The sequence below is a fragment of the Massilia sp. 05N420 genome (assembly GCF_056397205.1).
Genome location: NZ_JBFTMX010000071.1, coordinates 1 through 12,327 on the forward strand (window position 1 = coordinate 1; position 12,327 = coordinate 12,327).

At 61.0% G+C, this 12,327-nt stretch carries 8 protein-coding genes, 1 tRNA gene and 1 pseudogene; all 10 read right to left on the minus strand.

The features are described from left to right. Positions 1-3,892: pseudogene (gene rpoC, locus AC1DIX_RS26650) on the minus strand (DNA-directed RNA polymerase subunit beta'); the annotation flags it as partial. 113 nt (positions 3,893-4,005) lie between these two features. Beyond that, complete coding sequence (gene rpoB, locus AC1DIX_RS26655; RefSeq protein WP_442124881.1) at positions 4,006-8,115, minus strand: DNA-directed RNA polymerase subunit beta; 4,110 nt, start codon at positions 8,113-8,115, stop codon at positions 4,006-4,008. Between the two features lie 280 nt (positions 8,116-8,395). After that, complete coding sequence (gene rplL, locus AC1DIX_RS26660; protein ID WP_442124882.1) at positions 8,396-8,776, minus strand: 50S ribosomal protein L7/L12; 381 nt, start codon at positions 8,774-8,776, stop codon at positions 8,396-8,398. Positions 8,777-8,830: 54 nt separating this feature from the next. Next, positions 8,831-9,367 (minus strand): 50S ribosomal protein L10, encoded by a 537-nt coding sequence (gene rplJ / locus AC1DIX_RS26665; protein ID WP_442124883.1) that lies wholly within the window; start codon positions 9,365-9,367, stop codon positions 8,831-8,833. Positions 9,368-9,722: 355 nt separating this feature from the next. Next, a complete protein-coding gene (rplA, locus tag AC1DIX_RS26670) occupies positions 9,723-10,418 on the minus strand; it encodes a 50S ribosomal protein L1 (protein ID WP_442124884.1) in 696 nt (231 codons plus the stop codon). Next, a complete protein-coding gene (gene rplK, locus AC1DIX_RS26675) occupies positions 10,419-10,850 on the minus strand; it encodes a 50S ribosomal protein L11 (protein WP_258846865.1) in 432 nt (143 codons plus the stop codon). Between the two features lie 112 nt (positions 10,851-10,962). Then, positions 10,963-11,574 (minus strand): transcription termination/antitermination protein NusG, encoded by a 612-nt coding sequence (gene nusG / locus AC1DIX_RS26680; protein WP_442124885.1) that lies wholly within the window; start codon positions 11,572-11,574, stop codon positions 10,963-10,965. Beyond that, complete coding sequence (secE, locus tag AC1DIX_RS26685) at positions 11,574-11,963, minus strand: preprotein translocase subunit SecE (RefSeq protein ID WP_442124886.1); 390 nt, start codon at positions 11,961-11,963, stop codon at positions 11,574-11,576. The genes nusG and secE overlap by 1 nt, the downstream gene beginning before the upstream one ends. A 37-nt stretch (positions 11,964-12,000) precedes the next feature. Further along, positions 12,001-12,076, minus strand: a tRNA-Trp gene (locus AC1DIX_RS26690). Positions 12,077-12,186: 110 nt separating this feature from the next. Beyond that, positions 12,187-12,327: EF-Tu C-terminal domain-related protein (locus AC1DIX_RS26695; RefSeq protein ID WP_460826231.1), on the minus strand; the 141-nt coding region annotated here is incomplete at its 5' end.

The window sequence follows — 12,327 nt, forward strand, 5'->3', positions numbered from 1 at the left end:
CCCGCGGCCCCGCGGCTTCGATGCGGTCGTTCGCTTGCAGCAGTTCCGAACGCTCGACCTGCTCGCCGACGATGTAGTCGGTGTCGCCGGCTTCGACGATCTGCACGCGGCGCAGCATCTGGCGAACGATCACCTCGATGTGCTTGTCGTTGATCTTCACGCCCTGCAGACGGTACACGTCCTGCACTTCGTCGACGATGTAGCGGGCCAGCGCTTCGATACCCAGCAGGCGCAGGATGTCCTGAGGATCGGCCGGGCCGTCCACGATCATCTCGCCCTTGTTCACCACCTGGCCGTCGTGCACCAGCACTTGCTTGTCCTTGGTGATCAGGAACTCGTGCTTGTTGCCGTCCATGTCGGTGATTTCCAGGCGCTGCTTGCCCTTGGTTTCCTTACCGAAGGCGACCGTACCGGTGACTTCCGCCAGCATGCCGGCGTCTTTCGGCGAACGGGCTTCGAACAGCTCGGCAACGCGCGGCAGACCACCGGTAATGTCACGGGTCTTCTGCGACTCGGTCGGGATACGTGCCAGCACTTCACCCACCGACGCCTGCTGGCCGTCCTTCACCATGATCAGCGCGCCGACCTGGAAGCCGATCGTCACGGCGTGCTCGGTGCCGGCGATCTTGACTTCCTGGCCTTCTTCGTTCAGCAGCTTGACCTGCGGACGCAGGGTCTTGCCCGAACCGCGGCGTTTCGGATCGATCGCCACCAGGGTCGACAGGCCAGTGACCTCATCGACCTGGCGCGCGACGGTGACGCCCTCTTCCACGTTTTCGAACTTGATCGTGCCGCCGTATTCCGTGATGATCGGACGGGTCAGCGGATCCCAGGTTGCCAGCGCCACGCCGGCCTTCACCACCATGCCGTCATGGACGGTCAGGGTCGCGCCGTACGGCACCTTGTGACGCTCGCGCTCACGGCCGTGGTCGTCGGTGATCAGCACTTCGCCCGAACGCGAGATGACGATCTGCGCGCCCTTGCCGTTGGTGACGTAACGCATGGTCGCGGTGAAGCGGACCGTGCCGTTCGACTTGGCTTCGACCGACGATGCCACCGCCGCACGCGATGCCGCACCACCGATGTGGAAGGTACGCATGGTCAGCTGGGTACCCGGCTCACCGATCGACTGCGCAGCGACCACACCGACCGCTTCGCCGCTGTTCACCAGCATGCCGCGGCCCAGGTCACGGCCGTAGCACTTCGCGCACAGGCCATAACGGGTGTCGCAGTTCAGCGGGGTGCGAACCTTGACTTCGTCGATACCGACGCGCTCGATCTCTTCGACCATGTCTTCGTCCAGCAGGGTGCCGGCTTCGAACAGGGTCTCTTGCGTTTCCGGATTGACGATGTCGGTACCTGCGACGCGGCCGAGGATACGGTCGCGCAGCGGCTCGATGACTTCACCGCCTTCGACCATCGCCTTCATGTGCGTGCCGTTGGTGGTGCCGCAATCGTCCTCGATCACCACCAGGTCCTGGGTCACGTCGACCAGGCGGCGGGTCAGGTAACCCGAGTTCGCGGTCTTCAGCGCGGTGTCGGCCAGACCCTTACGGGCGCCGTGCGTCGAGATGAAGTACTGCAGAACGTTCAGGCCTTCGCGGAAGTTCGCGGTAATCGGCGTCTCGATAATCGAGCCGTCCGGCTTGGCCATCAGGCCACGCATACCGGCCAGCTGACGGATCTGGGCTGCCGAACCACGGGCGCCCGAGTCGGCCATCATGTAAATCGCGTTGAACGATTCCTGGGTGCCGTGGCTGCCGTCGCGCTTGACGACCGGTTCCACTTTCAGCTGGTCCATCATCGCCTTGCCGACTTCGTCCGAGGTCTTGCCCCAGATGTCGACGACCTTGTTGTAACGCTCGCCGGCGGTGACCAGACCCGAAGCGTACTGCTGCTCGATCTGCTTCACTTCCGCTTCGGCGGTCGCGATCATGGTCTTCTTGACGTCCGGGATCAGCATGTCGTCCACGGCGATCGAGATACCGGCGCGGGTCGCCAGACGGAAGCCCGACTGCATCAGCTTGTCGGCAAACACGACGGTGGCGCGCAGGCCGCACTTGCGGAACGAAGTGTTGATCAGCTTCGAGATTTCCTTCTTCTTCAGCGCGCGGTTCAGCACCGAGAACGGCAGGCCTTTCGGCAGGATCTCGGACAGGATCGCACGGCCGACCGTGGTCTCGTAGCGGGTCAGGGTCTGGTCGAAACCGCCCTGCTCGTTCTTCGGGAACTCGACGATACGCACGGTGATGCGGGTCGCCAGCTCGACTTCCTTGTTGTCGTACGCGCGGATGACTTCCGACACGTCCGGGAACATCATGCCTTCGCCCTTGGCGTTGATCGCCTCGCGGGTCGCGTAGTACAGACCCAGCACGATATCCTGGGACGGCACGATCGACGGTTCGCCGTTCGACGGGAACAGGATGTTGTTCGAGGCCAGCATCAGGGTGCGGGCTTCSAKCTGSGCTTCGAKCGACAGCGGSACGTGRACKGCCATCTGGTCACCGTCGAAGTCGGCGTTGAACGCCGCGCAGACCAGCGGGTGCAGCTGGATTGCCTTGCCTTCGATCAGCACCGGCTCGAACGCCTGGATACCCAGACGGTGCAGGGTCGGCGCACGGTTCAGCATGACCGGGTGCTCTTTGATGACTTCTTCCAGGATGTCCCAGACCACCGGTTCCTGCTGCTCGACCAGCTTCTTCGCAGCCTTGATGGTGGTCGCGAGACCCATCAGTTCCAGCTTGTTGAAGATGAAGGGCTTGAACAGTTCCAGGGCCATCAGCTTCGGCAGGCCGCACTGGTGCAGTTTCAGCTGCGGACCCACCACGATGACCGAACGGCCCGAGTAGTCGACGCGCTTGCCCAGCAGGTTCTGACGGAAGCGGCCGCCCTTACCCTTGATCATTTCGGCCAGCGACTTCAGCGGACGCTTGTTGGCGCCGGTCATCGCCTTGCCGCGACGGCCGTTGTCCAGCAGCGAGTCCACTGCTTCCTGCAGCATGCGCTTCTCGTTACGCGTAATGATTTCCGGCGCGCGCAGTTCCATCAGGCGCTTCAGACGGTTGTTACGGTTGATGACGCGGCGCTATAGGTCGTTCAGGTCRGASGTCGCGAAACGGCCGCCATCCAGCGGRACSAGCGGACGCAGSTCCGGCGGCAGAACCGGGAGCACTTCCATGATCATCCACTCGGGCTTGATGCCCGAGCGCTGGAATGCCTCGAGCACTTTCAGGCGCTTGGCGTATTTCTTGATCTTCGCTTCCGACTTCGACTCTTTCAGTTCGACGCGCAGCGCTTCGGCTTCGCGGTCGATGTCGATCGAGCGCAGCAGTTCACGGATGCCTTCGGCGCCCATGAATGCGGTGAAGTCGTCGCCGTACTCTTCGTACTTGGCGGCGTAGTCGTCTTCCGACATGATCTGGCACTTCTTCAGCGGGGTCATGCCCGGATCGGTCACGACGTATGCTTCGAAGTACAGAACGCGTTCGATATCGCGCAGGGTCATGTCCAGGACCATGCCCAGACGCGACGGCAGCGATTTCAGGAACCAGATGTGGGCGACCGGCGAGGCCAGCTCGATGTGGCCCATGCGCTCACGGCGCACCTTGGCCAGCGTGACTTCGACGCCGCACTTCTCGCAGATCACGCCGCGGTGCTTCAGGCGCTTGTATTTGCCGCACAGGCACTCGTAGTCCTTGATCGGRCCAAAGATCTTGGCGCAGAACAGGCCRTCRCGYTCCGGCTTGAASGTMCGGTAGTTGATSGTTTCCGGCTTCTTCACTTCRCCGTACGACCACGAACGGATYTTCTCGGGCGACGCCAGGCCAATCTTGATGGCGTCGAAGCTCTCGTTTTGCTGAACTTGCTTGAATAGATCGAGCAGTGCTTTCATTTATCACTCCGGGTGATTGAATTCTTTACTTCCTACCACGCTACGCTTACTTCGTCGTCCCCGCCTTCGCGGGGACGACGGTACCGGCATAGCCGCGGTACCGTACTGCTGTCTTAGTTGCGTTCCAGATCGATATCGATACCCAGCGAACGAATCTCTTTCACCAGCACGTTGAACGATTCCGGCATACCTGCATCGATCACGTGGTCGCCCTTGACCAGGTTCTCGTACACCTTGGTACGGCCATTCACGTCGTCCGACTTCACGGTCAGCATTTCCTGCAGCACGTACGAGGCGCCGTACGCTTCCAGTGCCCACACCTCCATCTCACCGAAGCGCTGGCCACCGAACTGGGCTTTACCGCCCAGCGGCTGCTGGGTCACCAGCGAGTACGGGCCGGTCGAACGGGCGTGCATCTTGTCGTCGACCAGGTGGTGCAGCTTCAGCATGTGCATGAAGCCGACGGTGACCTTGCGCTCGAATGCTTCGCCGGTGCGGCCGTCGTACATCGTGACCTGGTTCTTCGACGGGGTCATGCCCAGGTGGGCCGCGATCTCGTCCGGGAAGGCCAGATCCAGCATGCGGCGGATTTCATCTTCGTGCGCACCGTCGAACACCGGGGTCGCGAACGGCACGCCGTTCTTGAGGTTGTTCGCCAGTTCGACGATTTCCTCGTCGCTGAAGCTGTCCAGGTCTTCCGACTTGCCGGTCTCGTTGTAGATCTTGCCCAGGAAAGCGCGCAGCTGCTCGGTCTGTGCCTTGGCCTTGATCATTTCGCCCAGACGCAGGCCCAGACCCTTCGCTGCCCAACCGAGGTGGGTTTCCAGGATCTGACCGACGTTCATACGCGACGGCACGCCCAGCGGGTTCAGCACGACGTCGGCCGGGGTACCGTCAGCCATGAACGGCATGTCTTCCACCGGAACGATACGCGAGACCACACCCTTGTTACCGTGACGGCCTGCCATCTTGTCGCCCGACTGCAGGCGGCGCTTGACGGCCAGGTAGACCTTGACCATCTTCTGCACGCCCGGCTGCAGCTCGTCGCCCTGGGTCAGCTTCTTGCGCTTCTCTTCGAAGGCCAGGTCGAACTGGTGACGCTTCTCGTTGATCGACTCCTTCATCGCCTCCAGTGCGTTGGCGGTTTCGTCGTCGCTCGGCCTGATGTCGAACCAGTGGAACTTGTCGAGGTCAGCCAGGTATTCCTTGCTGATCACGGCGCCCTTGGCCAGCTTCTTCGGACCGCCGTTGACGGTCTTGCCGACCAGCAGACGTTCCAGACGCTGGAAGGCGTCGCCTTCGACAATACGCAGCTGGTCGTTCAGGTCCAGGCGGAAGCGCTTCAGCTCGTCGTCGATGATCTGCTGGGCGCGCTTGTCGCGGACGATGCCTTCACGGGTGAAGACTTGCACGTCGATCACGGTACCGACCATGCCCGACGGCACGCGCAGCGAGGTGTCCTTCACGTCGGACGCTTTTTCGCCGAAGATCGCGCGCAGCAGCTTCTCTTCCGGGGTCAGCTGGGTTTCGCCTTTCGGGGTCACCTTACCGACCAGCACGTCGCCGGCCTGCACTTCGGCGCCGATGTAGACGATGCCGGATTCATCCAGACGCGCCAGCTGGTTCTCAGCCAGGTTCGAGATGTCGCGGGTGATTTCTTCAGGGCCCAGCTTGGTGTCGCGGGCAACCACCGACAGTTCCTCGATGTGGATCGAGGTGTAGCGGTCGTCCTTGACGACATTCTCCGAGATGAGGATCGAGTCCTCGAAGTTCAGGCCGTTCCACGGCATGAAGGCCACCAGCATGTTCTGGCCCAGTGCCAGTTCGCCCAGGTCGGTCGAGGCGCCGTCGGCGATGACGTCGCCGCGTGCCACGCGATCGCCCACTTTCACGATCGGACGCTGGTTGATGTTGGTGTTCTGGTTCGAACGGGTGTACTTGATCAGGTTGTAGATGTCCACACCGACTTCGCCGGCTTGCGCCTCGTCGTCGTTCACGCGGATCACCACACGGCCGGCGTCGACGTAGTCGACCAGGCCGCCACGGGTGGCCTGCACGGTGGTGCCCGAGTCGACCGCCACGGTGCGCTCGATGCCGGTACCGACGAAGGCTTTTTCCGGACGCAGGCAAGGCACGGCCTGGCGCTGCATGTTGGCGCCCATCAGTGCACGGTTCGCGTCATCGTGCTCGAGGAACGGAATCAGCGAAGCTGCCACCGACACGACCTGGCCCGGGGCCACGTCCATGTACTGGATGCGTTCCGGCGAGACCAGGATGGTTTCGCCTGCTTCACGTGCCGACACCAGTTCGTCGACCAGCTGGCCTTCCGCGTTGATCGCGGCGTTCGCCTGGGCGATGATGTAGCGGCCTTCTTCGATCGCCGACAGGTATTCGATCTTGTCGGTGACTTTCGAACCTTCGACCTTGCGGTACGGGGTTTCCAGGAAGCCGTATTCGTTCAGGCGGGCATACAGTGCCAGCGAGTTGATCAGGCCGATGTTCGGGCCTTCAGGCGTTTCGATCGGGCACACGCGGCCGTAGTGGGTCGGGTGCACGTCGCGCACTTCGAAGCCGGCGCGTTCGCGGGTCAGGCCGCCCGGGCCCAGTGCGGAAACGCGGCGCTTGTGCGTAATTTCCGACAGCGGGTTGGTCTGGTCCATGAACTGCGACAGCTGCGACGAACCGAAGAATTCGCGGATCGCGGCCGAGATCGGCTTGCTGTTGATCAGGTCGTGCGGCATCAGGTTGTCGGCTTCGGCCTGGCCCAGACGCTCCTTGACGGCGCGCTCGACGCGCACGAGACCGGCGCGGAACTGGTTCTCGGCCAGTTCGCCCACGCAACGCACGCGGCGGTTACCCAGGTGGTCGATGTCGTCGACTTCGCCGCGGCCATTGCGCAGCTCGACCAGGATCTTGATCACGGCCAGGATGTCTTCGTTCGACAGGGTCATGTCGCCGACCAGTTCGTCACGGCCGATACGGCGGTTGAACTTCATGCGGCCGACGGCCGACAGGTCGTAACGTTCCGGGCTGTAGAACAGGCCGTTGAACAGGGCTTCCACCGACTCTTCGGTCGGCGGTTCGCCAGGACGCATCATGCGGTAGATCGCCACGCGTGCGGCGGTCTGGTCGGCGGTGTCGTCGGTGCGCAGGGTCTGCGAGATGTAGGCGCCCTGGTCCAGGTCGTTGGTGTACAGGGTCTGGATGGACGCGATGTTGGCGTCGCGCAGCTTGCCCAGCAGCTCGTCGGTCAGCTCGTCGTTGGCGTTGGCGATGATCTCGCCGGTTTCGCCGTCGACCACGTTATTGGCCAGCACGCGGCCGACCAGGTAGTCTTCCGGCACCGAGATATAGGTGATGCCGGCGGCTTCGATGTCGCGCACGTGCTTGGCGTTGATGCGCTTGTCTTTTTGCACCAGGGTCTTGCCGGTCTTCGGATCGACGATGTCGAAGCGCGCGACTTCGCCGCGCAGGCGCTCGGCCACGAATTCCAGTTCCGCGCCTTCCGAGCGCAGATTGAAGTTGTCGAACACGAAGAAGTTGGCGAGGATCTGCTCCGGCGTCATGCCGATGGCTTTCAGCAGGATCGTCACCGGCATCTTGCGGCGGCGGTCGACGCGGAAGAACAGGATGTCCTTCGGGTCAAATTCGAAGTCCAGCCAGGAGCCGCGGTAGGGAATGATMCGTGCCGAGAACAGCAGCTTGCCCGACGAGTGGGTCTTGCCGCGGTCGTGCTCGAAGAACACGCCCGGCGAGCGGTGCAGCTGCGAGACGATCACGCGTTCGGTGCCGTTGATGACGAACGAGCCGTTGGCGGTCATGAGCGGCAGTTCGCCCATGTACACTTCCTGTTCCTTCATCTCTTTCACGACCGGCTTGGTCGGCGATTCCTTGTCCAGGATCACCAGACGCACCTTGGCGCGCAGCGGCGACGCGAAGGTCAGACCGCGTTGTTGGCATTCCTTGACGTCGAAAGCGGGGTCACCCAGCACGTATGAGAGGAACTCGAGGCGCGCAAAACCGTTGTGCGACACGATCGGGAAAATGGAGCTGAAAGCCGACTGCAGGCCTTCGTTCTTGCGTGCGGAGGGACCTGCGTCCGCCTGCAGGAAATTCTCGTAAGACTCCAGCTGCGTAGCCAGGAGATAGGGAACGTTGTGAACGTTGGCGCGCTTCGCGAACGACTTGCGAATGCGTTTCTTCTCAGTAAATGAGTAGTGCATGGACACTCCGTGAGTGACAGAAAGGGATGAGACTTCAGGAATTGCCAGTGGTCGACGCACCACATGCAAGGCCTCAAAACTCGTCGCGTTCCGCCAGGTATTAAGGGACAGCCGGTACTGCTGTGATACGATTACTGCTGATTACTGCTGTGCTGCCGGGGTCGTACAAGTGCTGCAGGGACGACAAAAGAGCCAAAGCCGCATATCCCACCTTCCGGCGGGGGTCTGCAAGCTTTGACTCCGGCTCGGGGCGCCGTTGCCAGCGCCCTTTGCATATGTATTACTTGAGCTCGGCCTTGGCGCCAGCTTCTTCCAGCTTCTTCTTGGCGGCTTCAGCGTCAGCTTTCGGCAGGGCTTCCTTGACGGTCTTCGGTGCGCCGTCGACCAGGTCCTTGGCTTCTTTCAGGCCCAGACCGGTGATTTCACGGACGGCCTTGATGACGCCGACCTTGTTCGCGCCGACTTCAGCCAGCACGACGTTGAATTCGGTCTGCTCTTCAGCAGCGGCTGCGCCGGCGCCAGCGGCACCGCCAGCTGCCGGGGCTGCCATTGCAGCTGCCGACACGCCGAACTTCTCTTCGAAAGCCTTGACCAGGTCGTTCAGTTCCATGACCGACATTGCGCCAACTGCGTCCAGGAACTCTTCTTTGCTAATTGCCATTTGAAACTCCAAATATTTAGTGTGTGATTAGTACTTGAGCAAAAAAGCCAGGGCTTATTCAGCCGCTGCCGGTTCCGCTTCGGCTTCTGCCGGAGCTGCGGAACCTTCGCCTTTTTGTGCTGCCACGGCAGCCAGAACTCGTGCAAAGCCGGAAACCGGAGCCTGCATGACGCCCAGCAGCTGGGCGATGAGGACTTCACGGCTCGGGATGCTTGCCAGCGCGGTGACGCCAGCGACATCCAGGTTCTTACCAGCGTAGTTACCGCCCTTCACCACCAGCTTGTCGTTGGTTTTGGAGAAGTCAGCGATCACTTTAGCTGCGGCAACGGCGTCATCCGAGATCGAGTAGATCAGCGGACCAACCATGGTCTCAGCCAGCGGTGCGAACTGGGTGCCTTCCACAGCGCGACGTGCCAGCGTGTTCTTCAGAACACGCAGGTACACACCCTGCGAACGAGCATTTGCACGGAGTTTCGTCAGAGCACTAACCTGGATGCCACGGTACTCGGCGACGACGATGGTTTGCGCGGTTGCTACTTTTGCGCTAACTTCTTCGACGACGACCTTTTTGTCATTCAGATTAAGACCCACGGTCAATCTCCTTAAATGATGTGAGGGACATCCCCCGCATCGGTTCGAACACGGCGTCCGAAGTTAAGAAGTACGACAAAAGCATCGACTACAAAACTTGTTCGGGTTCGCCATCTGCGTTGGGTTTGTCTATTAACCTCCGGCCAATGCTAAAACTCGCTCTGCTTTCGGCCCAACGGTCTTTGATTGCCTGGCGGGTTGCCCCACCAGCCCAAAGATCTGCCCCGCGTAACAACTACAGGGTCTAAAACTTGGATCCCCGCCTTCGCGGGGACGACGAAGCCAGTTAACCTGGCTTCGTCGAAGAAGCCAGTCAATCCGGCTTCGTCGAAGAGCGCTAACGCTCCGTTATTTCTTAGGCAGCCAGGGTGCCCTGGTCGACGCGGACGCCAGCGCCCATGGTCGACGACAGAGCGACCTTGCGCAGGTACACGCCTTTCGACGATGCCGGCTTGGCCTTGTTCAGGGCGTCGATCAGTGCGACCAGGTTGGTCTTCAGCTGTTCGTCCGAGAACGACTTGCGGCCGATGGTGGCGTGAACGATACCAGCCTTGTCGGTACGGTACTGAACCTGACCGGCCTTGGCGTTCTTGACGGCGGTAGCGACGTCCGGGGTCACGGTGCCGACCTTCGGGTTCGGCATCAGGCCGCGCGGGCCCAGGATCTGACCCAGGGTACCGACGATACGCATGGTGTCCGGCGAAGCGATCACGATGTCGAACGGCATGTCGCCGGCCTTCACGCGCTCTGCCAGGTCTTCCATACCGACGATGTCGGCGCCGGCGGCTTTAGCCTGCTCGGCCTTGTCGCCCTGTGCGAACACAGCGACGCGCACGGTCTTGCCGGTACCTGCCGGCAGAACGACGGAACCGCGAACGACCTGGTCCGACTTCTTCGGATCCACGCCCAGCTGGACGGCGACGTCGATCGACTCGTTGAACTTGGCGGTAGCGAATTCTTTGACGATTGCGACTGCGTTGTCGAAAGCGTAGACCTTGTTACGATCCACTTTGGCTTTCATTTCTTTGACGCGCTTGGACAGCTTAGCCATTTAGATACCCTCCACCGTGATGCCCATCGAACGTGCCGAGCCGGCGATGACGCGCACAGCGGCGTCCAGGTCGGCAGCGGTCAGGTCCGGCTGTTTGGTTTTTGCGATTTCTTCAGCCTGGGCACGGGTCAGGGTGCCGACCTTGTCGGTGTGCGGCTTGGCCGAACCCTTGGTGACGCCCGACAGCTTCTTGATCAGGTAGGTCGCCGGCGGGGTCTTCATCTCGAAGGTGAAGGACTTGTCCGCGAAGGCGGTGATCACCACCGGAATCGGCATGCCCGGTTCCATGCCTTGGGTCTTGGCATTGAAGGCCTTGCAGAATTCCATGATGTTCAGRCCGCGCTGGCCCAGGGCCGGACCGATCGGGGGGGAGGGGTTTGCTTTACCAGCCGGCACTTGCAGCTTGATAAAACCGATGATTTTCTTTGCCATGATGGCTCCTAATCTCTCGATTGAGTGGTAGCGCTCCACCTGTACCACTTATCAGGCGGAGCTCCTCTTACCGGATTCCGCCTTGCTGCTGCGACGCTCCGATTCAGCGCTTTTAGACTTTCTCTACCTGCCCGAACTCCAGTTCCACCGGAGTTGCGCGACCGAAGATGGTGACAGTGACACGCACCTTCGATTTTTCGTAGTTGACTTCCTCGACGTTGCCGTTGAAGTCGGTGAACGGGCCTTCCTTGATACGCACCTGTTCGCCCACTTCGTACAGCACTTTGGGCCTCGGCTTTTCGACGCCTTCCTGGACCTGCTGCATGATCTTGTCGATTTCGCGGGCCGGGATCGGGGTCGGCTTGTTGCTCTTGCCGCCGATGAAGCCGGTGACTTTCGGCGTGTTCTTCACGAGGTGCCAGGACTCGTCGGTCATTTCCATCTCGACCAGCACATAACCCGGGAAGAAGCGGCGCTCGGACACCGATTTGCTGCCGTTCTTGACCTCGACAACTTCTTCGGTCGGGACCAGGATGCGGCCGAATTGTTCYTGCATGCCGCCGCGCTCGATGCGTTCGGTCAGGCCGCGCATCACRCTCTTTTCCATGCCGGAATAGACATGCACGACGTACCAGCGCTTGTTGCTGACCGGAGTACTCAGCGGCGCACCAGCGTCTTGTGCCGGGGCGTCGCCCGGCACGTTATCTTGCACGTTTTCGCTCATTATTGTTTCCACCCCAGGATCACGTCGTACATCAGGAATTCGAGAATCTTATCCGTGCCCCACAGGAAAATCGCCATCACAAGGACGAAACCGAAAACCACCATGGTGATCTGGGTCGCTTCCTTGCGAGTGGGCCAAACAACCTTCTTCGTCTCGCGCACGGCCTCTTTGGCGAAGCCCAGGAAGTCGCGCCCGGTAGCGGAAGTCCACAACAGCAGGACGGCAACGACCAAACCAGCCACGAGTGCGCCTGCGCACACCAGAGCTGGTTTGTTCTGGCCTTTCAGAATGAAAAAGCCAACCACGCCTGCAATCGTAGCAATCGCTGCCAGCGCAACCTTGAACTTGTCGTTCGAGGTGCTGACGGTTTGCACGGATTGATTAGACATACTTAATTTACTTTCGGGTGCTGAGCACCGAATTCGGTGGCAGGGGAGGAGGGACTCGAACCCCCGACCTKCGGTTTTGGAGACCGMYGCTCTGCCAATTGAGCTACTCCCCTACATAAACTTCTAGCTGAATCGAGCATTATACGCGGTGCGGACGCACCGCGCAACACTCTGTTGTTGGGAGGAACAGGAACGTCCCTCCCGGTGTGAAGCTATTTACTGCTTAGGCGATGATCTTGGCAACCACGCCGGCGCCGACGGTACGGCCGCCTTCGCGGATTGCGAAGCGCAGACCTTCTTCCATCGCGATCGGGGCGATCAGCTTGACGGTGATCGACACGTTATCGCCCGGCATCACCATTTC